Annotated in this window: 25 protein-coding genes; 12 read left to right on the top strand and 13 right to left on the bottom strand. The window is 71.9% G+C overall.

Translation table 11 applies throughout. The features are described from left to right. Positions 1 to 180 precede the first annotated feature (180 nt). Genes ACQP04_RS25860 through ACQP04_RS25840 form a run of 5 tightly spaced genes read left to right on the top strand, consistent with a single transcriptional unit; the run spans position 181 to position 6,055 of the window. Positions 181 to 933, top strand: coding sequence for an SDR family NAD(P)-dependent oxidoreductase (locus ACQP04_RS25860; RefSeq protein WP_433503163.1), 753 nt, complete (start codon positions 181 to 183; stop codon positions 931 to 933). Between the two features lie 16 nt (positions 934 to 949). Further along, positions 950 to 1,219 carry a hypothetical protein gene (locus ACQP04_RS25855; protein ID WP_433503162.1) on the top strand — a complete coding sequence of 90 codons (270 nt, stop codon included), beginning with the start codon at positions 950 to 952 and terminating at the stop codon, positions 1,217 to 1,219. A 14-nt stretch (positions 1,220 to 1,233) separates the two neighbouring features. Beyond that, positions 1,234 to 3,297, top strand: a complete 2,064-nt coding sequence (locus ACQP04_RS25850; protein ID WP_433503161.1) for a hydantoinase/oxoprolinase family protein — start codon at positions 1,234 to 1,236, stop codon at positions 3,295 to 3,297. Then, a complete protein-coding gene (locus ACQP04_RS25845) occupies positions 3,294 to 5,219 on the top strand; it encodes a hydantoinase B/oxoprolinase family protein (protein ID WP_433503160.1) in 1,926 nt (641 codons plus the stop codon). Before ACQP04_RS25850 ends, ACQP04_RS25845 begins: the two co-directional genes overlap by 4 nt. Continuing rightward, entirely contained in the window at positions 5,216 to 6,055 is an 840-nt protein-coding gene (locus tag ACQP04_RS25840) for a mycofactocin-coupled SDR family oxidoreductase (RefSeq protein WP_433503159.1), read from the top strand. Before ACQP04_RS25845 ends, ACQP04_RS25840 begins: the two co-directional genes overlap by 4 nt. Before the next feature lie 48 nt (positions 6,056 to 6,103). Here ACQP04_RS25840 and ACQP04_RS25835 read toward each other — a convergent pair whose 3' ends face one another. From ACQP04_RS25835 to ACQP04_RS25775, 13 genes are all read right to left on the bottom strand, one after another. After that, positions 6,104 to 7,261: an ABC transporter substrate-binding protein gene (locus ACQP04_RS25835; RefSeq protein WP_433503158.1), complete on the bottom strand. Its 1,158-nt coding sequence runs from the start codon at positions 7,259 to 7,261 to the stop codon at positions 6,104 to 6,106. Positions 7,262 to 7,278: 17 nt separating this feature from the next. Continuing rightward, on the bottom strand, positions 7,279 to 8,037 hold the full coding sequence (locus tag ACQP04_RS25830) for an ABC transporter ATP-binding protein (protein WP_433503157.1): 759 nt from the start codon (positions 8,035 to 8,037) through the stop codon (positions 7,279 to 7,281). Further along, complete coding sequence (locus ACQP04_RS25825) at positions 8,024 to 8,815, bottom strand: ABC transporter ATP-binding protein (RefSeq protein ID WP_433503156.1); 792 nt, start codon at positions 8,813 to 8,815, stop codon at positions 8,024 to 8,026. Before ACQP04_RS25825 ends, ACQP04_RS25830 begins: the two co-directional genes overlap by 14 nt. Next, complete coding sequence (locus ACQP04_RS25820; protein ID WP_433503155.1) at positions 8,812 to 9,705, bottom strand: branched-chain amino acid ABC transporter permease; 894 nt, start codon at positions 9,703 to 9,705, stop codon at positions 8,812 to 8,814. Before ACQP04_RS25820 ends, ACQP04_RS25825 begins: the two co-directional genes overlap by 4 nt. After that, complete coding sequence (locus tag ACQP04_RS25815; RefSeq protein ID WP_433503154.1) at positions 9,702 to 10,589, bottom strand: branched-chain amino acid ABC transporter permease; 888 nt, start codon at positions 10,587 to 10,589, stop codon at positions 9,702 to 9,704. Before ACQP04_RS25815 ends, ACQP04_RS25820 begins: the two co-directional genes overlap by 4 nt. 24 nt (positions 10,590 to 10,613) lie before the next feature. Further along, positions 10,614 to 11,477: a mycofactocin-coupled SDR family oxidoreductase gene (locus ACQP04_RS25810; RefSeq protein WP_433503153.1), complete on the bottom strand. Its 864-nt coding sequence runs from the start codon at positions 11,475 to 11,477 to the stop codon at positions 10,614 to 10,616. Further along, entirely contained in the window at positions 11,474 to 11,848 is a 375-nt protein-coding gene (locus tag ACQP04_RS25805; RefSeq protein ID WP_433503152.1) for a metal-sulfur cluster assembly factor, read from the bottom strand. Before ACQP04_RS25805 ends, ACQP04_RS25810 begins: the two co-directional genes overlap by 4 nt. 1 nt (position 11,849) lies before the next feature. Continuing rightward, positions 11,850 to 12,959 (bottom strand): amidohydrolase family protein, encoded by a 1,110-nt coding sequence (locus ACQP04_RS25800; RefSeq protein ID WP_433503151.1) that lies wholly within the window; start codon positions 12,957 to 12,959, stop codon positions 11,850 to 11,852. Between the two features lie 24 nt (positions 12,960 to 12,983). Beyond that, positions 12,984 to 13,763 carry an enoyl-CoA hydratase/isomerase family protein gene (locus ACQP04_RS25795; RefSeq protein WP_433503150.1) on the bottom strand — a complete coding sequence of 260 codons (780 nt, stop codon included), beginning with the start codon at positions 13,761 to 13,763 and terminating at the stop codon, positions 12,984 to 12,986. Next, positions 13,760 to 15,448, bottom strand: a complete 1,689-nt coding sequence (locus tag ACQP04_RS25790; protein WP_433503149.1) for an AMP-binding protein — start codon at positions 15,446 to 15,448, stop codon at positions 13,760 to 13,762. Before ACQP04_RS25790 ends, ACQP04_RS25795 begins: the two co-directional genes overlap by 4 nt. Positions 15,449 to 15,480: 32 nt before the next feature. Further along, a complete protein-coding gene (locus ACQP04_RS25785; RefSeq protein WP_433503148.1) occupies positions 15,481 to 15,735 on the bottom strand; it encodes a hypothetical protein in 255 nt (84 codons plus the stop codon). Next, positions 15,732 to 17,294: an AMP-binding protein gene (locus tag ACQP04_RS25780; RefSeq protein ID WP_433503147.1), complete on the bottom strand. Its 1,563-nt coding sequence runs from the start codon at positions 17,292 to 17,294 to the stop codon at positions 15,732 to 15,734. Before ACQP04_RS25780 ends, ACQP04_RS25785 begins: the two co-directional genes overlap by 4 nt. 356 nt (positions 17,295 to 17,650) lie before the next feature. Continuing rightward, positions 17,651 to 18,289, bottom strand: a complete 639-nt coding sequence (locus ACQP04_RS25775; RefSeq protein WP_433503146.1) for a TetR/AcrR family transcriptional regulator — start codon at positions 18,287 to 18,289, stop codon at positions 17,651 to 17,653. A 305-nt stretch (positions 18,290 to 18,594) separates the two neighbouring features. On the opposite strand from ACQP04_RS25775, the gene ACQP04_RS25770 reads away from it, so the two are divergent. The 7 genes from ACQP04_RS25770 (at position 18,595) to ACQP04_RS25740 (ending at position 26,772) form a co-directional block, all read left to right on the top strand. Then, the gene (locus tag ACQP04_RS25770; protein ID WP_433503145.1) at positions 18,595 to 19,779 is read left to right on the top strand and encodes an LLM class flavin-dependent oxidoreductase; all 1,185 of its coding nucleotides are present in this window, start codon (positions 18,595 to 18,597) and stop codon (positions 19,777 to 19,779) included. Positions 19,780 to 19,853: 74 nt separating this feature from the next. After that, positions 19,854 to 20,615 (top strand): SDR family NAD(P)-dependent oxidoreductase, encoded by a 762-nt coding sequence (locus ACQP04_RS25765; protein ID WP_433503144.1) that lies wholly within the window; start codon positions 19,854 to 19,856, stop codon positions 20,613 to 20,615. A gap of 50 nt (positions 20,616 to 20,665) precedes the next feature. Next, positions 20,666 to 22,432: an acyclic terpene utilization AtuA family protein gene (locus tag ACQP04_RS25760; protein WP_433503143.1), complete on the top strand. Its 1,767-nt coding sequence runs from the start codon at positions 20,666 to 20,668 to the stop codon at positions 22,430 to 22,432. Beyond that, positions 22,429 to 23,910, top strand: coding sequence for an acetyl-CoA carboxylase biotin carboxylase subunit (locus ACQP04_RS25755; protein ID WP_433503142.1), 1,482 nt, complete (start codon positions 22,429 to 22,431; stop codon positions 23,908 to 23,910). Before ACQP04_RS25760 ends, ACQP04_RS25755 begins: the two co-directional genes overlap by 4 nt. Next, positions 23,907 to 24,398, top strand: coding sequence for an acetyl-CoA carboxylase biotin carboxyl carrier protein subunit (locus ACQP04_RS25750; protein ID WP_433503141.1), 492 nt, complete (start codon positions 23,907 to 23,909; stop codon positions 24,396 to 24,398). Before ACQP04_RS25755 ends, ACQP04_RS25750 begins: the two co-directional genes overlap by 4 nt. Beyond that, on the top strand, positions 24,395 to 25,993 hold the full coding sequence (locus ACQP04_RS25745) for an acyl-CoA carboxylase subunit beta (RefSeq protein ID WP_433503140.1): 1,599 nt from the start codon (positions 24,395 to 24,397) through the stop codon (positions 25,991 to 25,993). Before ACQP04_RS25750 ends, ACQP04_RS25745 begins: the two co-directional genes overlap by 4 nt. Before the next feature lie 14 nt (positions 25,994 to 26,007). After that, positions 26,008 to 26,772 carry an enoyl-CoA hydratase/isomerase family protein gene (locus ACQP04_RS25740; RefSeq protein WP_433503139.1) on the top strand — a complete coding sequence of 255 codons (765 nt, stop codon included), beginning with the start codon at positions 26,008 to 26,010 and terminating at the stop codon, positions 26,770 to 26,772. Positions 26,773 to 26,792 lie beyond the last annotated feature (20 nt).

Raw genomic sequence — 26,792 nt, 5'->3', positions numbered from 1 at the left:
GGTGGGGTCGGAGGCTACCAAGCAGGCTGGCGGGCTACCGCGAATGCCGACGAGGGCGAGTTCCTCGAACAACCGGTAGCCAGGAAATAGCAGTTCAGTGGCTCTTAAGGAGAGATTGCTGTACCAGAACTTGGACAGTTGGTAGCTTGAGTCGGCCTTTCATCGTCGAGAGGAACGATCATGATCGAGGACGTGGTGACCTCCGCCGCCCTCCACCCCGACGCGCTCGCGGGCACCCACGCCGTCGTCACCGGGGCTGCGCGCGGCATCGGGGCCTCCGTGTGTCTCGCCCTCGCCGCCGCAGGTGCGCAGGTCACAGCCTTCGACCTGGAACCGCCCGACGACACGGTCACCGCGGTCCTCGCAGCCGGCGGCAAGGCGCACGGTGAGGTCCTGGACGTCACCGACCGCGTGGCGACGGAGCAGGCGTTCGGCGCCCTGTCGGTGGTGGACGTGCTCGTCACCGCCGCGGGGGTGTACGGGGAGCCCCGGCCGCTCGAGGAGATGGACGACGCCGAGATGGACCGGGTGCTCGGGGTGAACGTCAAGGGCACCCTCTGGTCCGTGCGGGCTGCGCTGCCCGCGCTGCGGCGCTCGCGCGGCGCCGTGGTGTGCCTGGGCTCCCTCGCGGGCCGGATCGGCGGCGTGTCGGCCGGGCCGCAGTACGTGGCCAGCAAGGGCGCCGTGCACGCGTTGGTGAAGTGGTTGGCGCGCACCGAGGTGGTGCACGGCGTGCGCGCGAACGGGGTGGCTCCGGGACCGGTGGACACCGAGATGATCGCGGGCCGCGGCTACGCGCCCGCGGACTTCCCGATGGGGCGCTTCGCGCGCCCGGACGAGATCGCGGCCGTCGTCGCGTTCCTCGGCTCACCGGCCGCGTCGTACGTCAACGGCGCGGTCGTGGACGTCAACGGTGGCATGACGAGTGCCTGACCGGGAGGGAGTGGCAATGAGCACAGCCGAGGACGACAGGGTCCGGACGGGCCTGTCGGTGATCCGGGAGGAGGTCACGGACGCCGAACTCGCCGAGCTCGGCGTCGATCTCGTAGGGGACTTCCCGGGATCGACCGCGGCGGACTTCCGCCGTTACCCGGTGTTGTCGGAGGGGGGCTGGTTCGTGGTGGTGAAGCACCAGCCCAGCCTGCGGTCGGTCAGCCGGGAGGCGTGGGGCCTGCTGGGCCCGATCGCCCTGGCGTCCACGGGCCTGGACATCGCGTGAGGAACGGAGCGGCGATGAGCATGATCGGGGTCGACGTCGGTGGCACGTTCACCGACCTCGTGGCGATCCGGGACGGTCGGATCCACACGGTCAAGGTGGCAACGGAGTCGGGGAACACCGAGACCGGGGTCCTGCGCGGGGCCGCGGAGATCGGGGTGGCCGACGCGGCGGTCTTCAACCACGCCAGCACGCACGGTCTCAACGCCGTGATCACCCGCAACCTGCCCAAGATCGGGTTCCTGACCACGGCCGGACACCGCGACATTCTCGACGCGGGTCGCGGCTGGCGGCCGATGGAGGGGCTGACCGATCCGTCGTGGCGGCGCCCGTTCGGTGACGCGGCCCGGCCCCTGGTGCCGCGGTACCTGCGCCGCGGCGTTCGGGAACGGCGCACCGCGGACGGCGGCGTGCTGTTCCCGCTCGACGAGACCCAGGCCAGGGAGGAACTCGAGGTCCTGCGCCGGTGTGGGGTGCGCGGGGTGGCGATCTGCCTGCTGCACGCCTACGTAGACGGTGCCCACGAGGTCCGGCTGCGCGAGCTCGCTCGGGAGGTCCTGGGTGGGGATGTCCCGGTGTCGATCTCCAGCGAGGTCTCTCCGCTGGCCAAGGAGTACGCCCGCGCCTCGACGACGGTCGTCGACGTCTTCATGCAGCTCACCTACGGCGACTACACCCGCAGGCTGTCGGCGGGGCTGGGCCAGCTCGGCTTCGGTGGCGACCTGCACTTCGCGGACTGCACGGCCGCCCTCCTGCCCGCGGAGGCGGCGATGGCGGCGCCGTACCGGATCATCTTCGCCGGACCCGCGGCGGGTACCGTCGCGGGCGCGCACCTCGGCCGGATGCTGGGGGTGCAGGACCTGCTCTGTGCCGACGTCGGCGGCACCTCCTGCGACATCAGTCTGGTCACCGGCGGCGAACCGTACGTGGACACGACCTTCGAACTGGAGTACGACCTCGTCGTCAACGCGCTGTCGAACGAGATCAGCAGCATCGGCGCCGGCGGCGGCAGCCTGGTGACCGTCGGCCCCACCGGGGAGCTGCAGGTCGGGCCGGGAAGCGCGGGCGCGGACCCGGGTCCCGCGTGCTACGACGCGGGCGGAGCCCAACCGACCACGACCGACACCTGCCTGTTGATGGGGATCCTCGACCCCGAGGGCTTCGCGGGTGGGCGGATGAAGCTGGACATCGACAGCGCCCGGCGAGCGTTCGAGGAGCTCGACTCGCCGCTCCCGCTCGAGCAGCGGATCGGCTACGCGTTCCACATCGGCGTCACGAACATCGCCGAGGGGCTCACGAACGTGGCCGTCCAGCACGGCATCGACCCGCGGGACTACAGCCTCGTCGCCTTCGGCGCCGCCGGTCCGATGCTGCTGCCCGCCGCCCTCGAGCAGGTCCGTGCGGCGGAGGTCGTCGTGCCCCCACACCCCGGGCTGTTCTCGGCCCTGGGCCTGGTCAGCTCGGACCTGGTGTTCTCCGAGAGCCGCAGCGCGTACACGATGCTCGGGCCCGACGCCGCGCCGGAGATCGACGCGCTCTACCGGTCGATGGAGCAGCAGCTGCGAGAGCGGCTCCCCGAGCGGTACCGGGACAGGGCCGTCCTCGCCCGCAGCTTCGACGGCAGGCTGTACGGGCAGAGCTGGGAGACCCCGTTCGTCCCGGTCCCCGAGGGCGAGATCACCGCCGACGCGATGCGCGAGATGATCGCGGGATTCCACGACACCTACGTGGAGCGTTCCGGCAACCGGTTCGAGTTCGTGCCGGTCCAGGGCGTGACGTTCCGCGTCCGCGCGGTCGTCGACGCACCGAAGGTCGAGTACCGCGAGCTGCCCCGCCGCGAGTCCGGCGAGCCCACGGTCCGTCGCACCCTGACCATCCAGCACCTCGGCACCGGGGCGGGCACCGAGAGCGTCCCCGCGCCGGAGTACCAGCGCTCCGACCTGCTCGCAGGGGACCGCGTCGCGGGTCCCGCAGTGATCCGGGAGCCCCTGTCGACGACGTTCCTTGTGCCGGGCCAGACCGCGACCGTCGGCCGCTACGGCGAGCTGCGGATCCGCCAGGACGAGAGGAACCAGACATGACCAGCGCTTCGCTCCGCGACCTCGGCGACGCGGAGTTCCACGCCCGCTACGCTGCCGACCGGTTCACCGCGTCGGTGCTCGGCAACCGGATGCGCTACATCGTCGAGCACATGAGCACCGGCATCCTGCGCAACGCCTTCTCGCTCATCCTGCGGGACTGGTACGACTTCAACGCGACGATCTCCGGGCCCGCCGAGCAGAACTATCCGATGCCCGCCGTCGGGAAGAGCCTGGCGGCCTTCTTCGGCACGATGTCCGAGGCCGTGCGCAACACCGTGGAGGAGTTCGGGCCCGGCGAGCTGCGCGAGGGCGACGTGCTCGTCTCCAACGACCCCTACCGGGTCGGCAACCACGTCAACGACGTGTGTTTCATCCGCCCGGTCTTCCACGACGGCCGAGTCGTGTCCTACGTGTCCATCCGCGCGCACCAGCTCGACATGGGCGGGATCGTGCCCGCCGGGTTCAGCGCGACCAAGCGGAACGTCTACGAGACCGGCCTGGTCATCGCGCCCACCCTGCTCTACCGCGAGGGGCGCCCGGTGCGCTCCACCTTCAACCTGATCCTGGACAACGCCCGGTTCGGGCCGATCATCCTGCCGGACATCAAGACGATCAACCAGAGCCTCGCGCTGGGTGAGCGGCTGATCCGAGAGAGCGTGGACCGTTACGGCGTCGAGGCCTTCCTCGGAGCGATCCGGTACGCGGTGGACCGCTCGGCCGAGTCCATGGCGTCGGCGTTGGCGAGCCTGCCGGACGGGCGGTACTCCTCCCGCGAGTCGATCGACGCCGACGGCGTCGACGACTCCGTGGCGTACGAGGTCGCGGTGGACGTGACGAAGGTCGGCGACCGGCTGGAGATCGATTTCTCCGGCACCTCGCCGCAGGCCAGGACGTGCATCAACGCCGCGGCGCTCGACGCGAAGTGCGCCGTGGTGATGGCGCTCAAGTTCCTCGTCGACCCCACGGAGCCCTACACATCGGGCGCCTTCCGGTCGATCGACCTGGTCATCCCGCCGGGGACGGTGGTGAGCGCGGTCCCGCCCGACGGCGCCGTGTTCATGTACTGGGAGAGCACCCAGGCGATCATCCGCGGGATCTTCCGGGCGCTCGAGCAGGCCCTGGGGGAGCGGGCGGTCGGCGGGGACTACGGCTCGCTCAGCATCCACAATGCCAACGGCGTGCTGCCGGGCGGGATCCCCTGGGTCGGCACCGCCCAGTGCGGTGGCGAGCACGGCCCGTGGGGCGCCACCCGGCACGGCGACGCGGACAGCTACCAGAGCTTCTACCAGGTCAACGCTCTGGATCCGGCCACCGAGGCGATCGAGTCGGACATCCCCGCTGTGCTGCTGCGTAAGGAGTACGTGACGGACTCCGCGGGGGCGGGAACCCACCGGGGCGGGGCGGCGGTCCGCAAGGACACCCTCTACCTGACCGACGCGGAGCACTGGTCGAATCCGCTATCCACGCGCACTGCGACCGGCATCGGCGTGCACGGCGGGCGGGCGGGCTCGCAGGGCGCGGTCTGGCTGTTCCCGCCGGAGGCCGCGGACGTGGCGGGTCGTGGAGTCCTCCTCTCCGTCGACGACGCCGTCTACGCGGACGCGGTGCCGGTCGCCGGCGTGCTTGACCCCGAGTCGAAGACGACCGATCCCGCGGGCCGGTACTTCTACTTCTGCAGCACCCCGGTGTGGCACACCGAGCCGCAGTCGGTCTTCCGCTACGAGACGAACGGCGGCGGCGGTTGGGGGGACCCGTTCGCGCGGGACCCGCAGGCCGTGTGCGACGACGTCCGGGACGAGTACGTGAGCATCGCGGGCGCGCTCGCGGACTACGGCGTGGTCGTCGTCGGGGACCCGGAGCGGGATCCCGAGGGGGTCCGGGTGGACGTCGAGGCGACCGCCCGGGCCCGGGCGGCGGCGTGACGCGGACCGGCCCCCGGCGGGTCGCGCTGGTCACCGGCGCGGCCCGCGGGCTCGGCCGCTCGCACGCCGTGCGGCTCGCCGCGGACGGGCTCGACGTCGTCGCGCTCGACCTGTGTGGGCCGGTCGAGACCGTCCCGTACCCCGCCGCCACCGCGGCGGACCTCGCCGAGACGGTGTCCGCGGTGGAGGGGCACGGGGCGCGTTGCCTCGCTCTGCAGTCCGACGTCCGAGACGCCGCGGCGATGGAGAAGGCGACCGAGGCCGCGTTGGCCGAGTTCGGTCGGGTCGACGTGGTGGTGGCGAACGCCGGGGTCTCGTCCTTCGGCCGGGTGTGGGAGCTGACCCCGCAGCAGTGGCGGGAGGTGCTCGACGTCAACCTGACCGGCGTCTTCCACACGGTCCGGCCCGTGGTGCCCGCGATGATCGAGGCCGGCCGGGGCGGGGCGATCGTGCTGGTCAGCTCGATCGCCGGCCTGGCGGCGCTGCCCAACGTCGCGCACTACACGGCGGCCAAGCACGGCGTCACGGGGCTGATGCGGTCACTCGCCGTCGAGCTGGCGCCGTACGGGATCCGCGCGAACTCCGTGCATCCGACCACCGTGGACACCCCCATGGTGCAGAACCCGGCGTTCTACGCGCTGGCGGGGGCGACGACCCGCGAGCACGCCGCGCGGGCCTACCGGCGCAGCAACGCGCTGCCGGTGCCGTGGATCGGGGCCGGGGACGTCAGCGACGCGGTGGCGTGGCTTGCGTCCGACGCCGCGGCCTTCGTGACGGGCACGGCGTTGCCGGTCGACGCCGGGGCATTGCTGCCGTTCCGCGTGCCGCACGGCTGACCTCGCGGGACGACGGGCGGGCGCACCAGCGGTGCGCCCGCCCGCTCGTCATGCCGGGGGAGCGACCAGGGTCTCGCGACCGTTCTCCCAGCGCACCATCATCCCGTCGACCCGGGCGTCCCGGCCGTCGAAGCGGACGGTGCCCGATGCGCCGTCGAGTCCCTTCGCGGTGATGTCGGAGATGCTCTGCAACAACGCTTCCCGAGTGAACTCGGGGGCGGCGGCCAGCGCGGCCACCGCCATGCTCGCGCCGTCGTACCCGGAGGCGGCGAAGGTGTCCGGTGCGGAGCCGTACCTCGCCTGGTAGGCGTTGACGAAGTCCTTGCCCGCCGCCGAGGTCGTGGCCGCGCTGAAGTCGATCGGGTAGACGATGCCGTCCGCGGCAGGCCCGAGGGCGAGCAGGGCCTGGTTGCCGACGCCGGGTTGGGCCGCGATCACGCCGGGGAAGCTCGCCCGGCGAAGCTGAGTGACGATCGAGGTGTTCTGCTGGCCGAGCACGAGCATCAGCACGGCATCGGGGTTCGAGCCCAGGACCCCGGTCATCTCCGAGGACAGGTCGGGCGCCTTGGCCGACACCCCGGAACTCTGGACGATCTCGTAGCCGTCCTGCGCGGCGGCCTTCGGGTAGTAGTTCTCGGCGAGGTCCTTCAAGGTCCCGATGTCGTTGTTGTAGACGATCGCGACCCGCTTCACCCCGTTGGCCTTGAAGTACTCGCTCTGCAGGTGATGGTAGGTGTACTGGGGTGCGGTGACCCGGAAGACGTGGTCGCCTGCGTCGACCACGCCGGGGCTGCCGGAGTAAATCGTGACCAGCGGGAGACCGGCCTGCTGCGCGACCGGTGCGACCGCCGGGGCGACCGAGCTGCTGGTCCCGAACACGGCCAGTGGGGCTTCGCCCGCACCCACCTCGGCCATCAGGCCCGCTCCGGTGCGTGGGTCGCTGCGGGTGTCGTGGACGTTCGTGGACAGGGTCGTCCCTCGGAGCTCCTTCGCCGCGTTCGCCTGCTCGATGCGCAGGTCCCACCCCTGACGGACGGCGGGGCTGAAGGTCTGCGACACCCCTGTCACGTCGAGGACGAAGTCGATGGCGAACTCGCTGGGCTTGCCCGCCGAACCGGTGGACGCACCGCCTCCGGATCCGCACGCGGCGGTCACCGACAGCAGGGCCACCGCCGCGGCGGCGAACAGGGATCGAGTGGGTCTCATGGGTCGCGCTCTCCTCGTCATCGGGGATGGGCCAGTGCGGGCGGGGTGTCCGGGGGTGTGTCGGGCTCGATGCCGAGGAAGGCCCGAAGGACGAGCGGGTCGTCGTGGACCTCGGCCGCGGGCCCCGTGAGCGTGATCTCGCCCTGTTCGAGCACCGCGGCCCGGTCCGCGATGCTCAGCGCGGCGGTGGCGTTCTGCTCCACCATGAGCACCGCCAGCCCCCGGTCGGCCACCGCCCGGACGGCGGCGAGCACCCGGTCGACGACGACGGGCGCGAGGCCCATCGACGGCTCGTCGAGCATCAGCACCGACGGATCGGCCATCAGCGCGCGGCCGATCGCGAGCATCTGCTGTTCGCCACCGCTGAGCAGTCCGCCCGGGCGGCGCAGCAGCGGCCCGAGCTCGGGGAACAGCTCTGCGACCTGAGCGGCGAGCTCGGCCCGCCGCCGTGCGGAGCGCACGGGGTGTCCGCCGAGATCGAGGTTCTCGGCGACGGTGAGCGGGCCGATGATCCGCCTGCCCTCCGGCACCTGCACCAGACCGCGGCGCGCGATCCGGTACGAGGGCGAGCCGTCGATCCGCTCACCCCGCAGCCGGACCTCCCCCGCGGCGACCGGCACGACGCCGCTCACCGCGTCCAGTGTGGAGCTCTTGCCCGCGCCGTTGGCGCCGAGCAGGGCCACGACCTCGCCCGCGTCCACCGCGAGGTCGATGCCGTGCACCGCGGTCAGGCTGCCGTGGCGGACCACGAGCCCGTGCAGCTCAAGCCGTGCCATCGTCCGACCTCCCGAGGTAGACGTCCCGGACGTCCCGGCGGGCCGCGGTCTCGCGGGGGGCCCCGAAGGCGATCAGCCTGCCGTGGTGGAGCACAGCGAGGTGGTCGCACACCGCGAGCAGGGTGCGCAGGTCGTGCTCGATCAGCAGCTGGGTCAGGCCGTCGGCGCGCAGGCCCGTGATCAGCTCCGCGATCTCGACGCGCTCGGCCCGGTTCATCCCGGCGAGCGGCTCGTCGAGCAGCAGCAGGGAGGGGCCGCTCGCGATCGCCCGCGCGATCTCGACGCGGCGTCGGGTGCCGTAGGACAGCTCCTCCGGCGAGCGGTCGGCCACCGCGGTGATGCCCAGTCGCTCCAGCGCCCGGTCGGTGGCCGCCGTCGCCTCGCGGCGGCGGGCCGCGCCGGCCCCGGTGCCGTGCATGTCCACGCCCAGGGCGACGTTCTGCCGCACCGAGAGCGTGGGCAGGAGCTTGATGGTCTGGAAGGTCCGGGCCACCCCGGTCCTGGCCACCGCGTGCGCCGACAGCCCGGTGGTGTCCCGGCGGCCGAGCACGATGGTGCCCTCGGTCAGCCGCTGGACCCCGGACACCGCGTTGAGCAGGGTGGTCTTGCCGGACCCGTTGGGGCCGACGATCCCGCAGAGCGACCCGGCGGGCACAGTCAGGTCGATCCCGTCGACCGCGCGGACGCCGCCGAAGGCGACGACCCCGCCCGCGACCTCCACGGCGGGGCCCGCCACCGGCTCGGCCGGTCGGACGGACTCGACGGACACCTCGGTCACGAGGTCACCTCCTCGGGTCGGGCCGCGACGTCCCGCCGGCGCATCCGCCGTCCAACGGCCTGGACGAGGCCGACGGCGCCCTCGGGCGCCAGCACGATCACCAGCACCACCAGCGCACCCTGGACGAGCGGGCGGGCGGTGCCGAGGAAGCCGAGCACCTCGGGCAGCCAGGCCACCACGAAGGCGCCGATCACGGGCCCGTACCAGGCCGCGGTGCCGCCCAGGACGACGACCGTGAGCACGTCGACGATCACCGAGAACGAGACCTCGTCCGGGGTCAGCACGCTGAAGCTGAGCGCCGAGAGCGACCCGGCCAGGCCGCCGAGCGCCGAGCTGAGCACGAACGCGACGCGTCTGCGCCGCACGACGTCCACTCCGAGGGCCTCGGCGAGCTGGTCGTCGAGCCGCAGGGCCTCGAGGATCCGCCCGCTGCGGCCGCGCTCGGCGACGGCGACCGCGGCGGCCACCAGCGCCGCGACCGCGGCGAGGACCGGGATCCCGACCACGGCCGGCACCCCGAACAGGCCCAACGGCCCGCCGGTGACCGGCTCCCACTCGATCGCCAGGACCTGCACGAGGAGCACGAACGCGAAGGTGGCCATGGCCAGGTAGAGCGCCCGGAGCCGACCGAGCACGAGACCCAGGATGCCGCCGAGGACACCGCTGAGCACGACGGCCGCGACGATGGCGACCACCGCGGGGAGGCCGTCCTTGGCGAGCACCGCGGCGGTGTAGGCCCCGATCCCCGCGAACCCGACGCCGGCGAGGGAGAACATGCCGCTGCGCACGGCGACGTGCACGCTGAACCCGAGCAGGACCAGCACGAGTCCGCTCCGGATCGCGGCCTCGCTGCTGCCGGGCAGACCGAGGGCGAGCGCGGTGGTGGTCATGCGCGCTGCCAGGCGGTACGGGCGAACAGGCCCTGCGGGCGGGCCAGCAGCAGGATCAGGATGATCGCGAAGACCACGGCCTCGCGAGCGCCCGAGCCCACCAGAGCGACCGTGGCGACCTCCGCCGCCGCGATCAGGTAGGCCCCCAGGACTGCGCCGCCGATGCTCCCGACCCCGCCGATCACGATCACGGCGAACGCCTTCAGCAGCAGCGACTCGGTCATGCTCGCCTCGACCGACCCGATCTGCAGCGCGAGCAGCAGGCCCGCCGCGCCCGCCAGCCCGCCGGCGACCGCCATGGTGGCGATGCCGAGCCGGTTCACCGAGACCCCGAGCAGGCCGCAGGTGGTCGGGTCGTGGGCGATCGCCCGCAGCGCGCGGCCGGTCCGGCTGCGGCGCACGAACCAGGCGAGCCCGAGGCCCAGGACGAGCGAGAGCCCGACGATCAGCAGCTGCAGCGTGGTCACGGTGGTGCCGAACAACGGCAGGGTCGTGACCTCGAAGGTCCCGGTGCCGATGGTCCGGACTCTGCCGTCGGTGACCTCCTCGGCCGCCGCGAACAGGACGGACCCGGCCGCGATGCTGCCGATCAGGATGGCCAGCCCGGCGGCCTCCGCGGAGCGCGCCCGGGCGCGGATGGGTCGGAAGACCACGACCTCGAGGAGCGCGCCGAGGAGGGCGCCCGCGAGAATGCACAGCGGCAGCAGCGCAGGGATCGGCAGCCCCGCCTCACCGAGCAGGTAGCCGGTGAGGGCGGCGGCCACCAGCACGTTGCCGTGTGCCAGGTTGAGCACATTGAGGACTCCCCAGGACAGCGTGAGTCCGAGGGCGAAGACGGTGTAGACCCCGCCGAGGACGATCGCGTCCCGGAGATAGTCGACCACGGTGTCGCTCCGATCGGGAGAGGGTCAGCCCCAGCGGCCGTTGACGTAGCCGGCGTCCACGGGGAGCGAGACGCCGGTGATGAACCGGCCCTCGTCGGAGGCGAGGAACAGCACGGCGTTCGAGATGTCCGAGGGCTGCACCCACGGGACCTTGATCAGGTTCGGCGCGGTGAAGGGAGAGCCGGGCTTCGCCGCGTCCGCCTTCGTGGCGTCGGTCGGGCCGCCGTAGAACAGCGAGTAGATGAACTCGTTCTGGATCATCGGGGTGTCGACGCTGCCGGGGTTGACCGTGTTGACCCGGATGTTCTCCGGGCCGAGCTCGATCGACAGCGTCTTCATCAGCCCGACGACACCGTGCTTGGCCGCGTTGTAGGCCGCCAGACCGGGCACCCCGATCAGTCCGCAGACCGAGCTGGTGAGCACGATCGCGCCGCCCTCCCCGTGGGCGCGCATGTGCGGCACCGCGAGCCGGCAGGTGTTCCACACGCCGGTGAGGTCGACGTCGACCGTGTCCTTCCACTCCTGCTCGGTGAAGTCGACGGCGTTGTTCATCACGAACATGCCGGCGTTGGCGCACACGACGTCCAGCCGACCCAGCTCGGTGACGCCCTCGTCGAGCGCGGCCGCGAGCGCGGCGCTGTCGCGGACGTCCGCCTTGCGGGCGACGATCCGCCGGTCGAGCTTCTCGACCTCGGCGACGGTCTCGGCCAGATCCTCCTCGGTCGACATCGCGAAGCTCTGGGTCTCGACCTGGTCGCAGATGTCGACGGCGATGATGTCCGCACCCTCGGCGGCGAGCGCCAGGGCGTGGCTGCGGCCCTGCCCGCGGGCGGCGCCGGTCACGAACGCGACCTTGCCCTCGAAACGGTTGCGCAGTGCTGTGGTCATGCTCTTCCTCTCGTCGGAGTGGGGAGAAGGGGGATGCCGAGCTCGGTCAGGTGGGCGCGCCGGGTGGCCCGCGCGCGGTCGCTCATCATGTCCGGGGTCCAGTCGAGGCCCGCGTCCACGGAGACGTCCACAGCGGACGTCCCGGGCAGCTCGCCGACCCGCCGGGAGACCTCGTCGACGAAGTAGCCGACCATGCCGCAGCACGGCGAGGTCAGGCGCAGGCGGACTTCGACGGCGCCGTCGTCGCCGACCGCGACGGTCTCGACCAGGCCCATGTCCGTGAGCCCCAGCGGCATCCCGTGGGCGGCGCTGCAGGGGTCGCCGACCGTGTTGATCCGGTCCCGGACCTCGGCCTCGCTCGGGGCCGGCATCTCAGACCTCCGCGGGGAGGTCGAGCCGCGCGTGGGCGAACGCCGTGGTGGAGTATGGCGCGGCGAGACCCTCCCGGGTGGCCAGGTCGAACTCGTCTCCCCGGGTGGCGGCGACGAGCGCGTCGAGGTCGAGCCCGTAGAGCCGTGCGGCGTTGCCGCCGAGGATGGCCCGCTTGTGGTCGTGGGTGAGCTGCGGGACGGGGCCGAACAGCCCGTGGCGGTCGAGCTGCTCCGGGGTGAAGGAGAAGTCGTAGAACGCCTCGAGGCTCGGCCGGGGGTGACAGTTGATCGCGCCGGAGCCCCAGATGATCCTGCTGAGCGCGGCCTCGCCACCGACGTGCAGGAGTCCGGAGAGCATCTCGGCGAACACCGTGGGCCGGGCGGTGAGGACGATGTTGAGGGTCTCGAGGTTCACCCAGACGTTCTCGAACCGGCCGAGCAGCCAGGCGGTCTCCTCGTTGAATGCCATGCCGCCGTGCACGATCTCGAACGTCAGGTCCGGGAAGGCCGTGACGGCGCCCTCCACGTCGTCCGGCCGGAACGCCGCACCGCCGGGGGTCGGCCCCAATGGGACGGACTTGTGCACGGCAATGTGTCGGATGCCGAGCTCGCGCGCACGCTCGTACAGCGGGAACGCGACCTCCGGGTCATCCATCCGCCAAGGGTTGACTCGGCTCTCGGTGTAGCTGATGGGGTAGAGCTTGAGCCCGAACGGGGTCAAGGTCTCGACCTGGCGCTCGAGTTCCTCCAGTGCATCCGGTCGCAGCGGGTCGACCGCACAGTAGGCGCCGACGAACCGGTTCGGGTAGCGGCGGACCGCCTCGACCGACTTCTCCCAGCTCGACCAGCCGTCCTTGAAGAAGAAGATCGGGGTGGTGTGGAAGATCGCCACGTCGTTCCGGCTCTCCCGGAACATCACGTTCGCGGTGTCGTTCACGGTCCAGTTGCCCTGTGACCTGGCTGGATCGAGCCGGTACCCCTCCGGTGCCGCCGCCAGCAGGCCGGCGACCAGCATGTTCGAGGGCTCGGCGTAGCGCCGGTCAGCCCAGTTGTCGGGGCGCATGTCGAACGCGTGCGCGACGCAGTCGACCACGACGATGTCGTCGATCACGGTGTACCTCCGGTGGTGGTCGAGTCAGTCGGACTCCGAACGGAACTTGGGTGCTCGCCGTTCGAGGAACGCCGTGGTGCCCTCGTGGAACTCCGTGGTGCCGTAGTTGTGGGTGAGGGTCTCGAAGCCGTGGCGGACCGACGGGAGGGTGAGGTCGCCGTCGAAGTCCAGCGAGATCTTGGTGAGCCGCAGGGCCTGGGGGCTGCGGGCCAGCAGACGCTCGCACCACTCCGCGACCACGGCGTCGAGCTCGGCGTCCGGGACCGCCCGGTTGATCCAGCCGATGCGGGCGGCTTCGGGGGCCTCGACGGTGTCGCCGAGCATCAGGATCTCCTTGGCGCGGCGGGTGCCTACGAGCTTGGGCAGCAGCTGGGTGCCGTACCAGATCGGGGAGTTGCCCAGCATCGAGTCGGTGTGGGCGAAGCGGGCGGACTCCGCGGCGAGGGCGAAATCGCACAGCAGGACCAACTCGTTGCCGCCGCCGACGCACCATCCGCGGACCTTTGCGATCACCGGCTTCCCGGTGCCGCGGATCGCTTCGGCGAGCCGGATCAGGATGCGGGCGGTGTGCCTGCCCGACGCGGGGTCGAAGGCGTCCTCCCAGGCGACGTCCCCACCCGTGGAGAAGGCGCGATCCCCCTCGCCGGTCAGCACCACGACGCCGACCTGCGGATCGGCGTCCGCCCGGTCGAAGGCCTCGATCAGCTCGTGCATCGTCTGCTCGCGGAAGGCGTTCATGACCTCCGGGCGCACGATGGTGATCGTTGCGACGCCGGCCGCCACCGTGTAGGAGAGATCGATCATGCCTGCTCCGCCAGGAGCGTCCGCAGCCGGTACTTGAGGATCTTGCCCCCGACGGTCGCGGGCAGTTCGTCGGTGACGACGACCCGCTTGGGGGTCTCGTACCCGGCCAACTTGGCGCGGCAGAACGCGATCAGCTCCTCTTCGTCGATGTTCTGTCCGTCCGCGGGTACGACCACGGCGGTGACCGCCTCGCCCCAGCGCTCGTCCGGGATCCCGACGACGGCGGCGCGGCCGACCGAGGGGTGCTGGTAGAGGACGGACTCCACCCGGATCGAGGAGACGTTCTCGCCCCCGGACTTCACCACGTCCTTGTAGCGGTCGACCATCACCCGCAGCCCGTCCTCGCCGTAGGTGCACATGTCCCCGGAGTGGAACCAGCCGCCGCGGAACGCCTCCCGGGTCGCGGCCTCGTCCCGGTAGTAGCCGGAGAACATGGCGGGCGAGCGATAGACGGCCTCGCCCGGCACCCCGGGTCGCTCGCGCAGGGACTCGCCCTTGTCGTCGACCACCGTCGACCCGAGGATCGGTGCGGGGATGCCGACGTAGTTCGTCTCCGGTGCCGTGCGCCGGTGCAGCTCCGGCCAGCGCCCCGGCCAGAACCGGTGGCACGCGATCGCCTCGGTCTGCCCGAAGATCCCGACGAGCTCGACCCGCCCACCGCACAACGCCGTGAGCCGGTCCGCCAACCCGGGCTCGATCGCCGTCCACCCGAAGACGATCACCTCGACCGAGGTCAGGTCGTAGTCCCCGGGCCTGCTCTCCACCTCTCGGACCAGCTCGCCGAGGAACTGCGGCGAGCCTCCCCACAGCGCCGTGACGCGGTCCTCGGTGACCGAGCGAGCGATGGCGGCCGCCACCGGCTTGCGCCCGAGCACGACGCTGCCGCCGGAGAGGAACGCCGCGAGCACGTAGGCGTGGTCGCCGATGTGGTACACGACCGGCAGGAACGTGCACAGCCGGACGTCGCCCTCGCGCGGCAGGTTGCGGGTGTAGGCGAGAGCGTGGGTCATCGCCGCCGCGTAGGAGTACGTGTGCGAGACCATGACGGCCTTGGGCATCGACGTGGTGCCCGACGTCGGGAGGATCTCCCAGATGTCGTCCCCGTGGATGCGCACGTCCGGCTGCTCGGCCGAGGCGGCGGTGACGGCCTCGTGGAAGTCCGGGACCCCGACCGGGCCGGGCGCCGTCCCGCGCAGGAACGCGACGGGTGTGACGCCCGCCGCCGCGAGCACGCCGCCGCGGGCGGCCCACAGGTCCGCGTCGACGATCGCGATCCGCGCCTCGGTGAGCCGCAGCACGTGCGCGAGCATGTCGTCGGCCATCATCGGGTTGAGCGGCACCACGACGAGTCCGGCCTTGGCCACGGCGAGCTTGCTCAGGTAGGCCTCGACGCTGTTCTCGACCAGCAGCACCACCCGGTCGGCCCGCTGCATGCCCTGGGTGAGCAGGTGGTTGGCCATCCGGGTGGTCAGCTCGTCCGCCTGGGCGTAGGTGACCGTGGCGTAGCGGGGGTCGGCGACCGCGTCGGGCGCCGCGATCACGGCGGTGCGGTCCGGCTCGCTCCAGGCGAGTCGCTCGAGGACGTCGCCGACCGCGACCCGGTTCCAGCGCTCGTCGTTGCGCCTCTCGTGCAGACGTTCCACGTCGAGCGACGGCAGGTCGTTCAGGTCGGTGGTGCGCGGCATCGTTGCGTTCGCCCTCCTTCAAGGGTGGGGGATCAGAGGGTTTCGACTGCGTGGACCGCGAACGTCATGGTCCCCGACCGGGCGAAGGGCAGCGTGGCCAGCGCTTCGTCCACCGCGGCCGCGCTCTCGGCCTCGACGACGAGGTAGGCGCCGGTATCGTCGGTGCGTCGGAGCACCAGCTCGATGAACCCGTCGGCGCGGAGCTCGGAGACCCGGGCGACCTCCGCCGCCAGCTCGGGCGCGGGATCCCGACCGGGAACGAACCGGGCGTCGACGTGGAACCTCACTGCGTCACGACCGTCTCCGCGAACGCACCCGCCTCCCAGAGATCGCGCAGCGCGAACTTCTGGATCTTGCCCGACAGGGTCTGCGGATACTCGTCGACGAAGTACCACCGGGCGGGGATCTTGTAGCCGGACAGCCGCGGGCGGAGGAAGGCGTCGAGCTCCGCGGGCGTGGCGGAGTGGCCCTCGCGCAGCTTGACGAACGCGGCCACGATCTCGCCGTAGTAGTCGTCCGGGATGCCGAGCACCGCCGCTCCCGCCAGCGCGGGGTGCCGGAACAGCTCGTCCTCGATCTCTCGCGGGTACAGGTTCTCGCCGCCGCGGATGATCATGTCCTTGATCCGGCCGTTGACGGCGATGTAGCCGCGCTCGTCCATGACGGCGAGGTCGCCGGTGTGCAGCCACCCGTCGGCCTCGAGCGTGGTCGCGCTGGCCTCGGCGAGGTGGTGGTAGCCCAGCATCGTGTGGTAGCCGCGGGTGAGCAGCTCGCCGCGGGTGCCGCGGGGCACCGTCTCGCCGGTGTCCGGGTCCACGACCTTGATCTCGATCCCGGGCAGCGGGAGGCCGCAGGTGGTCGCCTTGTCCTCGGTCGTGTCGTCCACCGTGGTCATGGTGATGACGCCACTGGTCTCGGTCTGGCCGAAGACGATGGTGAAGTCGACGCCGAGCGCCTTCTCGAACTCGCGGACCATCTCGGCCGGGACCGGTGCCCCGCCGGACACGAGCGACCGCAGCGAGGACAGGTCGCGGGTGGTGAACGTGGGGTGCTGCATCATCGCGGCGACCATGGTCGGCACCGGGTTGGTGATGGTGACGCGCTCCTCCTCGATCAGCTGCAGCGCGACACCGGCGTCGAAGTTCTTCAGCGGCACCAGCGTCCCGGCCAGCGACATCACGCCCATGCCCGCGAGGACGCAGCCGCCGACGTGGAACATCGGCAGGACGGCCAGCCAGACTGCGCCCTCCTCCCCGCCCGCACGGACGGCGGCCTGCCGAGGGTCGTTCACCACGCCGCGGTGCGGGATCATCGCGCCCTTGGGGGCGCCCGTGGTGCCCGAGGTGTACTGGATCTGGCAGGCGCTGCCGGGTTCGACCTCAGGCAGCGCGAGCTCGGCGGGCGCCGAGGCGAGGAAGGCCGCCCAGTCGTCGAAGGACAGGACGTCCCGGAGCGCGGGCAGCTCGTCCCGCAGCCGGTGCGCGATCCCCAGCATCGGGCTGCCGCGGAACTCGGGGTAGGCGAAGCAGGCCACGGCGCCGGACTGCTCGAGGCTGAACCGCACCTCCGGCTCGCGGAACGTGGGGTTGATCGTCACGATCACCATGCCCGCCAGCGCCGCGCCGCACTGCAGCACGGTCCACTCGGGGATGTTCGGCGCCCAGATGCCGATGTGGCTGCCCGGTGCATAACGGCTCAGCAGCGCGCGGGCGCACGCCTCCGCGTCCCGCAGGAGCTCGCGGTAGGTCCAGCGGCGCCGGGCGGCCGGGTCCTCGTGCCCCTCGACGATCGCGGCACGGTCGGGTGCCATCGCGACGGCGCGCCGCAACAGGTCGCCGACGGTCATCTCGAGGACCGGGGGATCGGCCGGACCATACACATGGGAGAGGGAATCGCTGACCACGTCGCTCCTCGCGGCTGGAACCGGGGATCGGGGAGGCGGCCGGCGAGGGCGGGCGGAGTGCCGCGGGGTGCGTCATCGCCACCTCGTCGCCGAACGGAGCGTCGGACCGCGACGCGCGTTTGTGAGCCGCCATTGACTCAGATCGGTTGCGTCACGCTAGCAGGGGCGTGGCGTGGGTCTCAATAGCTGGCGCGGTCCGGTTTCAGGGGCGGGGCTCGGATCGGATAGGCGCAGGTGAGATGGCGGAGACAGGAATCAGGAGGACCGTGCCGCCGTGGTCACCAGGTGTTCACATGGCCTCAGCCGACGGCGCGGTCGTCCCCGTCGCCGTTCAGCCGATTCTCGGTGCGGGGGAGGGGCGCGACGCCGAGCATCCCGCAGGCGACCTCCTCGAGGAAGGCCGCCATCTCCTCGGTCGAGAGGTGGTTGCGGTAGCGCAGCGAGGAGTGGATCGAGGAGATCGCCGCGTGCACCAGGACCTGGACCTTCGCGGGCGGGAGCTCCTCGCGCACCGACATCAGCGCCTCCTGCCAGAGGTCGATGTAGTGCCGCTGCTTCCAGCGCAGCCTGCGGGCGTCCTGCTCCGGGAGGTTGCGGGACTCTTGCAGGTAGACCTGGCAGAGCGCGCGCTCGTCGATGGTGAACCGGACCTGCCCGCGCACCAGGGCGGCCAGGGTGCGCTCCGCCCCGTCGGAGGTGCGCAGCGCCTGCTCGGCGCCGACGATCAGGCGGTCCACCACCCGGTCGAACAGGGCGACCAGGATGGCCACCTTGTTCTCGAAGTGCCGGTAGATCCCGGAGCCGACGATCCCGGCGTCCGCCCCGATGTCGCCGAGGTTCACGCCCAGGTAGCCGTGGCGGGCGATCAACGTCGCCGCTGCCGCCAGGATGCGTTCCTTCCGCTCCGGGTCGCGGACCCGGCGGTCGGTGCTGCTCACGTGGGCCCCCGTGCGAGAAGGTCGGACTCGGACACGGGGCATCGTATCCCCAGTGAACGGCCGCTCCGCGACCCGCGGAGCCGAAGTCGCTCTCGCCCGCGCGGTCCGCGGAGGCGTGAGCTGCGCCGATGACACCGGGCGCGGCGGTCGGCACCCGATCGGGAGGGGATCTTGCGCTTTACAGCACTCCCCGGGCCCGCTAGCCTCCGCCACATAGTCAACGGGCTTTCACTAGCGCCCGAACACGTCACCTGGTCACCAAGTCGGCAGGCGCGCCCGCGCCGGCCGCACCCGAGGAGAATCCAATGGCGGACAAGCTCCGGTTCGGCGTCTTCCACGCGCCCTACCACCTGCCCATGGGCCAGAACCCCAACCTCGCGCTGCACCGCGACCTGGAGTTCATCCAGCACCTGGACCGGCTCGGCTTCGACGAGGCGTGGGTCGGCGAGCACCACTCCTGTGGGTGCGAGCTGATTCCGGACCCGATCGTGTTCCTCAGCAACGTCGCCCCACGCACCTCGACCATCAAGCTCGGCACCGGCGTCCTGTCGCTGCCGTACCACAACCCGCTCTGGGTCGCGGACCGCTTCATCCTGCTCGACCACCTGACGCGGGGCCGCGCGATGCTGGGCCTGGGCCCGGGCGCGCTGACCACCGATGCGTACATGATCGGGATCGACCCGCTCGAGCAGCGCAACGCGCTCGAGGAGGACGTGGACGTCCTCAAGCGTCTGTTCGCCGGTGAGGTCGTCACCCATAAGACCGACCGGTACACCCTGGTGGAGGCCCGGACGCAGGTCCGGCCCTACTCCGACTTCGAGGTCGCCGTGGCCGCGGTCGCGTCGCCGACCGGACCGCGCATCGCGGGCAAGTACGGCGACGGCATCCTCTCCATCGGCGCCACCATGTCGGCGATGGCGCCGGACGGCGTCGACACGCTCGCGCTGCACTGGGACGTCATGGAGCAGAAGGCGGCGGAGTACGGCCAGGTCGCGGACCGCTCCAAGTGGCGCCTGGTCGGCCCCATGCACATCGCGGAGACCCGCGAGCAGGCCCGCGAGGACGTCCGCCACGGGATCGACGCGTGGTTCGAGTACTTCCAGGACGTCCAGTCCGCGGTGCACTTCGAGGTCGCGGGCAAGACGACCGACGAGCGCATCGACTTCGTGATCAACTCGGGTCTCGGCGTCATCGGCACCCCGGACGACGCCATCGAGCAGATCTCCAAGCTGCAGGCCCAGTCGAACGGCGGCTTCGGTGCCTACCTGGTCATGACCCACGAGTGGGCGAACTGGTCGACCACGCTGCGGTCCTACGAGTTGATGGCCGAGCGGGTGTTCCCGGCGTTCCAGGGCAGCGCGGACTCGCTCAGGGCGAGCGCGAAGTGGGCCTCCGAGGAGCGCGGAACCCTCGGCGGCGCGCAGATGAAGAGCGTGCAGAACGCCATGGCCAAGCATGCCGCGGAGAACGACGCGCGTTCCCAGTCCTGACGATGGTGGGGCCGGACGACCAGGCCGGCCCCACCCCGACCCGAGAGCCGGGCATGACCCATACCCTTCCCGCGGTGAGCCTGCCACCGAGCTTCGACCTCACCGACCGCGTCGCTGTGGTCAGCGGTGCCTCCGCCGGCTTGGGCGTGACGATCGCCCAGGGGCTGGCCGCGGCCGGAGCGGACATCGTGCTCTGCGCTCGGCGCACCGAGCGGTTGAAGTCGACTGCCCGGCTGGTCGAGGAGACCGGCAGGCGGGCCCTCGTCGTGCCCGCCGACGTCGCCGATCCGCAGGCGTGCCGCGCGGTCGTCGAGGCCGCCGCGGACCGGTTCGGCCGGCTGGACGTTCTGGTCAACAACGCCGGGACCGGTGAGGTCGGCCCCGCGCACCGGCAGCCGCCCGAGGAGTTCGGCCAGACCCTCGCGGTGAACCTCACCGCCGCCTACCACCTGTCGGTCGCCGCGGCGGAGGCGATGACCGGGGGTGGTTCGATCATCAACATCGCCAGTGTGCTGGCCTTCACCAGCGGCGGCATCCCCCAGTCCGCCTACACCGCGAGCAAGGCCGGGCTGCTCGGGCTCACCCGGGACCTGGCCCACCAGTGGACCGGGCGGCGCGGAATCCGGGTCAACGCCGTTGCCCCCGGATTCTTCGCCACCGACATGACCGAGGGCCACGACGCCCACCTCGAACGGACGGTCGCCGAGCGCATCCCGGCCGGGCGGCTCGGTCGTCCGGAGGACCTGCTCGGGGCGATCGTCTACCTGGCGTCAGACGCCTCCGCCTACGTCACCGGCTCGACGCTCACCGTCGACGGCGGCTTCCTGGTCAGCTGAGCTTCCTCGCCGGCCGGCGCACGCCGATCACGACCGCAGGAGAACCACACATGAAGGACACCGTCCGGATCGGCTGCTTCGCGGCGTTCTGGGGCGACACCAAGGCGGCGATCACCGACATCCTCGACGGCGCCGAGGTGGACTACCTCGTCGCCGACTACCTGTCGGAGATCACCATGGCCCTACTCGCCCGAGCCCGGGCGAAGGACCCGGAGGGAGGCTTCATCGCCGACTTCGTCGCCACGATCGCCCCCGAGCTGCCACGGATCGCCGAGCGCGGGATCAAGATCGTCGTCAACGCCGGCGCGCTGAACCCGCACGCGGCGGCGAAGGCCGTCCGGGCGGCGTGCGCCGAGGCCGGGGTCGCGCTGACCGTCGCCGCCGTCGAGGGCGACGACCTGCTGCCCCGGCTGCCCGAGCTCGCCGGCGCGCGCGACATGTTCACGGGCGCCGAGCTGCCGGCGAGGCCCGGGTCGCTCAACGCCTACCTCGGCGCGCGCCCGGTCGCCGCGGCGCTCGCCGCCGGGGCGGACGTCGTCGTGACCGGGCGGTGCGTCGACGCCGCGGTGGTGATCGGCCCGCTGATGCACGAGTTCGGCTGGAAGGACGACGAGTACGACCTGCTCTCCGCAGGCGCCCTCGTGGGCCACCTCGTCGAGTGCGGCCCGCAGGTGACGGGCGGCAACAGCACCGACTGGGAGTCCGTGCCGGGCTGGGAGAACCTCGGGTACCCCGTCGCCGAGGTGAAGGCGGACGGCACCGCCGTGATCACCAAGCCGCGCGGCACCGGCGGCCGGGTCATCCCGCTGACCGTCGGCGAGCAGATGGTCTACGAGATCGGCGACCCCGGCGCCTACCTGCTGCCCGACGTCGTGTGCGACTGGCGCGGCGTCACCCTCACCCAGGCGGGCGAGGACCGGGTCGCCGTGGCGGGCGCCCGCGGCGGGGTGCCGACCACGACCTACAAGGTCACCGCCACCAGCGTGGAGGGCTACCGGGCCCTCACCACCGCGATGTTCGCGGGCGTCGGGGCCACCGGCAAGGCGCGGCGGATGGCCGAGGCGCTGCTCGTGCGCACCGAGAAGCTGTTGGCCGCCAAGGGGTTCGCTCCCCTCACGGAGTCGTCGATCGAGATCGTCGGCGCCGGGGACGTCGCCGGGACGCCGGGCGCCGGCACCGAGGCCGTCGTGAAGATCGGGGTCAAGCACACCGACAAGGCGGCCCTCGAGGTCTTCTCGACCGAGTTCGCGCCGTTCGCCCTGGTGGCGCAGGGGATGACCGGGGTGTTCGCGGGCCGCCCGCGCGTCGCCCCCTCGATCGCGGTGCACCACCTGCTGGTGGAGAAGGTCGACACGCCGGTCCGGGTGCTGATCGGGGACACGGACGCCGACGAGCGCACGCTCGAGGTCGAGATCACCCCCGGCTCGCCGGACGCCGTCACGGCCACCGACCCGCTGCCCGAGGCCCCCGCGCCGACCGGCGGACGCACCGTGCCGTTGGCCGAGATCGCGGTGGCGCGCAGCGGGGACAAGGGGAACAAGGCCAACATCGGGCTGCTCGCGCGGCGCCCCGAGCACGCCGAGGTCCTGCGCACCCAGGTGACCGCCGAGCGGGTCGCCGCGCATCTCGCCCAGGTGCACCCCGGCGAGATCCAGCGCTGGGAGCTGCCCGGCGTGCACGGGGTGAACATCCTGGTCGACGACGTGCTCGGCGGCACCGGCGGCACGTCGACCCTGCGGTACGACCCGCAGGGCAAGTCGTTCGGGGCGATGCTGCTGAGCCTGCCCGTCGCGGTCCCGGAGGGGGAGTCGGCGTGAGTAGTCTGCCGGAGAAGGTCCTCGTCGCCAACCGCGGCGAGATCGCCGTCCGCATCATGCGCACGCTGCGCGAGATGGGCATCCGGTCCGTCGCGGTGTACCACGCCGTCGACGCCCGGTCCCGGCACGTCCGGGACGCGGACGAGGCCGTGGAGCTCACCGGCTCCACGCCCGTCGCCGCCTACCTCGACGCGGAGCAGATCGTCGCGGCGTGCACGGCGACCGGCGCGCAGGCGGTGCACCCGGGCTTCGGGTTCCTGTCCGAGCGCGCCGCGTTCGCCGAGGCCGTCGCCGCGGCGGGGGTGACGTTCATCGGCCCGCCGCCGGAGGCGATCCGGGCGATGGGCGACAAGATCGAGTCGAAGCGGCTGGCCATCGTGGCAGGCGTACCGACGCTGCCCGGCTCCGAGGACGCGCTGAGCGACACCGCGGAGGCGCTGCGCGAGGCCGAGCGGATCGGGTACCCGGTGCTGCTCAAGGCCTCCGCCGGCGGCGGCGGCAAGGGGATGCGCATCGCGCGCAGCCCCGAGGAGTGCCGGGAGGCGTTCGAGCGCTCCAGCGCGGAGGCGCTGGCGAGCTTCGGCGACGGCCGGGTCTTCCTGGAGCGCTACGTCGACCGCCCGCGCCACATCGAGATCCAGGTGCTCGCGGACGGCCACGGCACCGTGATCCACCTCGGCGAGCGGGAGTGCTCCATCCAGCGCCGCTACCAGAAGGTCGTGGAGGAGGCGCCCTCGCCGTTCGTCACGCCGGAGCTGCGTGCGGAGCTGGGCGCGGCGGCGGTCGCGTTGGCGCGCAAGGTCGGCTACACCTCGGCGGGCACCGTCGAGATGGTCATGGACCAGGAGGGGAACGGCTACTTCCTGGAGATGAACACCCGGCTGCAGGTGGAGCACCCGGTGACCGAGCTGGTCACCGGCGTGGACATCGTGGCCGAGCAGATCCGGGTCGCGGCGGGCGAGAAGCTGTCGCTGACCCAGGAGGACGTCACCCTGACCGGCAGCGCGATCGAGGCCCGGGTGTACGCCGAGGACGCTTACCAGGGCTTCGTCCCCGCCATCGGGCCGCTGCGCCTGGTGCGCTTCCCGTCCGGCCCCGGGGTCCGCGTGGACCACGGCGTGCTGCAGGGGGACGAGGTCACCGCGGCGTTCGACCCGATGATCGCCAAGGTCGTCGGGTACGGCGCCGACCGCACCGAAGCCATCGCGGCGCTGTCCGGGGCGCTGCGGGAGACGGTGCTGCTGGGGACGACCACGAACACGGCGTTCCTCGCCGACGTCGTGGAGCACCCGGACTTCGCGGCCGGGGACACCCACACCGGGTTCCTCGACGAGCACCCGGCGCTGACCGAGCCCGTGGTCGCCGACGCCGACACCGAGCGGCTGCTCATCGCCGCGGCGGCGCTGGCGAGCCCGCGGTTCGACACCCGGTTCGACGTTCCCGCGGCGCATGCGCGGGTGGGGGAGTGGCGACCGTGACGCTGCAGATCAGCCTGAGCGAGCCGCGCGAGGTGCGGCTCGCCCGCAGCGGCGACGCCGCGACGGTGTGGATCGACGGGCTGCCGTTCCCGGTCCGCACGCGGCCGGACGGCGGAGCCACCGAGATCACCATCGACGGGCGTCGCGAGAAGGTCTGGGTCGTCACCGACCGGGACACGGTGTTCGTGCACGCCTTCGGCCGGGCCTGGGCACTCGACGTGATCAACCCGCTGGAGGCGAAGCTCCGCGAGGGACAGGGCGCCGACTCGGCCACCGCCCCGATGCCCGGCGTGCTGGTGGCGCTGTCGACCGAGCCCGGCGCCGAGGTCGTCGAGGGCCAGGTGGTCGCGGTGATCGAGAGCATGAAGATGCAGACGGAGATCAAGGCCCCCCGGGCGGGCGTGGTCGAGCGCGTGCCGCTGGCCGTGGGGGAGAGCTTCGGTCAGGGCGCACCGCTGGTGGTCCTGGCGAGCGAGGAGGCGGAATGAGACGCATCGTCTCGCAGATCGACACGAGCTCGGACTCCTACCGCACGAACCGGGAGCACAACCTCGGGCTGCGCAAGCGGCTGCAGGACGCCCTGTACGTGGCCCGCGAGCAGCGCCCCCAGCGCGCGCTGGACCGGCTCGCCGAGCAGGGCAAGCTCACCGTCCGGGCGCGGCTGCGGCTGCTGCTCGACCCCGGGACCCCGTTCCTGGAGCTGTCCGCGCTCGCCGCGTCCCAGGCCTACGACGGCGACGCCCCGCAGGGGCTGGTCGTCACCGGGATCGGCGTGGTCAACGGCCGCGAGGTCATGGTCATCGCCGGGGACAGCTCGCTCAAGGGCGGCTCCTGGTACCCGCTGTCGGTGAAGAAGACGGTGCGCGCCCTGGACATCGCCCGGGAGAACCGGCTGCCGGTGGTGCACCTGATCGACTCGGGCGGCGCGTTCCTGCCCCTGCAGGACGAGATCTACGCCCTCGGCGGGCACACCTTCCACAACCAGTGCCTGCTCTCCGGTGCGGGGATCCCGCAGGTCGCCGTCGTGCTCGGGCACTGCACCGCGGGCGGGGCGTACCTGCCGACGCTGTGCGACCAGTCGATCATGGTGCGCGGCACCGGGCACGTGTTCCTCGCGGGCCCGCCGCTGGTCAAGTCCGCGACCGGGGAGGACGTCACGGCGGACGAGCTCGGCGGCGCGGACATGCACACCTCGGTGTCCGGGACGGCGGACTACGCCGTGGACACCGAGGAGGAGGGCATCGCGCTGGCCCGGGACGTCGTCGGGACGTGGGCGCGGCCGGAGAAGGCCCGGGTGGACATCCGGACGCCGGAGGAGCCCTACTACGACCCGGACGAGCTGTACGGGATCATCCCGGACGACATCAAGAAGCAGTTCGACATGCGCGAGGTCATCGCCCGCGTGGTCGACGGCAGCATGTTCCACGAGTTCAAGCCGGACTTCGGGGACACCCTCGTCACCGGCTGGGCCTACATCTGGGGCATCAAGGTCGGCATCCTCGGCAACAACGGCGTGCTGTTCAGCGAGGCCGCGAACAAGGCCTCGCAGTTCATGCAGCTCTGCGACCGGGACAACGTGCCGCTGCTGTTCCTGCACAACGTCACCGGCTTCATGGTCGGCAAGGAGTACGAGCGCCGCGGCATCACCAAGGACGGCGCCAAGATGCTCATGGTGCAGGCGAACGTGACGGTCCCGAAGATCTCGCTGCTGGTCCACGCCTCGCAGGGCGCGGGCAACTACGCGATGGCGGGCCGGGCCTGGGGCCCGCGGTTCCTGTTCTCCTGGCCCAACTCGCGCTCGGCGACCATGGGCGCCGAGCAGGCCGTGAAGACGCTGACCCAGGTGCGGGTGGCGAGCCTGAAGCGGCAGGGCCTCGAGCCCGGGCCCGGCGAGCTGGAGAAGATCCAGGCCGAGGTGGGCGAGTACTTCGAGCGCACCGCGAGCCCCTTCTACCTCACGTCCGAGCTCCGCGACGACGGGCTCATCGACCCCGCCGACACCCGCAACACGCTCGGCATGGCCTTCTCGGCGTCGCTTAACGCCCCCATCGTCCGGACGCCCGGCGGCGTGCTCCGCATCTAGGAAGAGAGATCGACATGGCAGACGAGGTTCTGTACGAGGTCCGCGACCAGGTCGCCTGGATCACCCTCAACCGCCCGGAGGCGCGCAACGCGCTGAACAAGGCGACGCGCGACGGCGTCCGGGACGCCTTCGTCCGTTTCAACGGGGACGACAACGCCGCCGTCGCCGTGCTGACCGGCGCCGGGGACAAGGCCTTCTGCGCGGGCGGTGACCTCAAGGAGATGGCCGACACCTCGCTGCGGATCCCGCCGCGGGACTTCATGGTCTACCTCGGCCGCACGCTGAAGGTGGACAAGCCGGTGATCGCCGCGGTCAACGGCGTCGCGTACGCGGGCGGGTTCCTGCTGGCCCAGCAGGTCGACCTCGTCGTGGCCGCGGACCACGCGCGGTTCGCGATCACCGAGGCGAAGGTGGGGCGCGGGTCCCCCTGGGCCGCTCCGCTCCCGTGGCTGATGCCGCCGCGGGTCGCGATGGAGATGCTGATGACGGGCGACCCGATCTCCGCCCAGCGCGCCTACGAGCTCGGGCTGGTGAACAAGGTCGTCCCGGCGGAGGACCTGGTCGCCGAGGCGCAGAAGCTCGCCTCCACCATCGCGGGCAACGCGCCGCTGTCGGTGCAGGCCGCGAAGTCCTTGGTCTACGCCTCGGCGGAGATGGGGTGGACCGCGGCGCTGGACACCGGCGACCGGATCTACGAGAAGGTCTACCTCTCCGAGGACGGCCAGGAGGGCCCGCGCGCGTTCAAGGAGAAGCGCAAGCCGGTCTGGCAGGGTCGCTAGTCCCGTCCGTCCCGTGCAGT

Origin of the sequence: Pseudonocardia halophobica, assembly GCF_050948485.1 — a bacterium.
In the GTDB taxonomy this organism is placed as follows: Bacteria; Actinomycetota; Actinomycetes; order Mycobacteriales; family Pseudonocardiaceae; genus Pseudonocardia; species Pseudonocardia halophobica.
This window is presented reverse-complemented; position numbering and strand designations above follow the sequence as displayed.

Bases quoted from the DNA above. Each gene is read 5' to 3' on its own strand.
- ACQP04_RS25790 (WP_433503149.1), bottom strand. From the start codon at position 15,448: ATGCCGCGCACCACCGACCTGAACGACCTGCCGTCGCTCGACGTGGAA.
- ACQP04_RS25830 (WP_433503157.1), bottom strand. From the start codon at position 8,037: ATGGCACGGCTTGAGCTGCACGGGCTCGTGGTCCGCCACGGCAGCCTG.
- ACQP04_RS25820 (WP_433503155.1), bottom strand. From the start codon at position 9,705: ATGACCACCACCGCGCTCGCCCTCGGTCTGCCCGGCAGCAGCGAGGCC.
- ACQP04_RS25760 (WP_433503143.1), top strand. From the start codon at position 20,666: ATGAAGGACACCGTCCGGATCGGCTGCTTCGCGGCGTTCTGGGGCGAC.
- ACQP04_RS25845 (WP_433503160.1), top strand. From the start codon at position 3,294: ATGACCAGCGCTTCGCTCCGCGACCTCGGCGACGCGGAGTTCCACGCC.
- ACQP04_RS25805 (WP_433503152.1), bottom strand. From the start codon at position 11,848: ATGCCGGCCCCGAGCGAGGCCGAGGTCCGGGACCGGATCAACACGGTC.
- ACQP04_RS25780 (WP_433503147.1), bottom strand. From the start codon at position 17,294: ATGACCGTCGGCGACCTGTTGCGGCGCGCCGTCGCGATGGCACCCGAC.
- ACQP04_RS25770 (WP_433503145.1), top strand. From the start codon at position 18,595: ATGGCGGACAAGCTCCGGTTCGGCGTCTTCCACGCGCCCTACCACCTG.
- ACQP04_RS25810 (WP_433503153.1), bottom strand. From the start codon at position 11,477: ATGACCACAGCACTGCGCAACCGTTTCGAGGGCAAGGTCGCGTTCGTG.
- ACQP04_RS25740 (WP_433503139.1), top strand. From the start codon at position 26,008: ATGGCAGACGAGGTTCTGTACGAGGTCCGCGACCAGGTCGCCTGGATC.
- ACQP04_RS25860 (WP_433503163.1), top strand. From the start codon at position 181: ATGATCGAGGACGTGGTGACCTCCGCCGCCCTCCACCCCGACGCGCTC.
- ACQP04_RS25855 (WP_433503162.1), top strand. From the start codon at position 950: ATGAGCACAGCCGAGGACGACAGGGTCCGGACGGGCCTGTCGGTGATC.
- ACQP04_RS25850 (WP_433503161.1), top strand. From the start codon at position 1,234: ATGAGCATGATCGGGGTCGACGTCGGTGGCACGTTCACCGACCTCGTG.
- ACQP04_RS25795 (WP_433503150.1), bottom strand. From the start codon at position 13,763: ATGATCGATCTCTCCTACACGGTGGCGGCCGGCGTCGCAACGATCACC.
- ACQP04_RS25745 (WP_433503140.1), top strand. From the start codon at position 24,395: ATGAGACGCATCGTCTCGCAGATCGACACGAGCTCGGACTCCTACCGC.
- ACQP04_RS25835 (WP_433503158.1), bottom strand. From the start codon at position 7,261: ATGAGACCCACTCGATCCCTGTTCGCCGCCGCGGCGGTGGCCCTGCTG.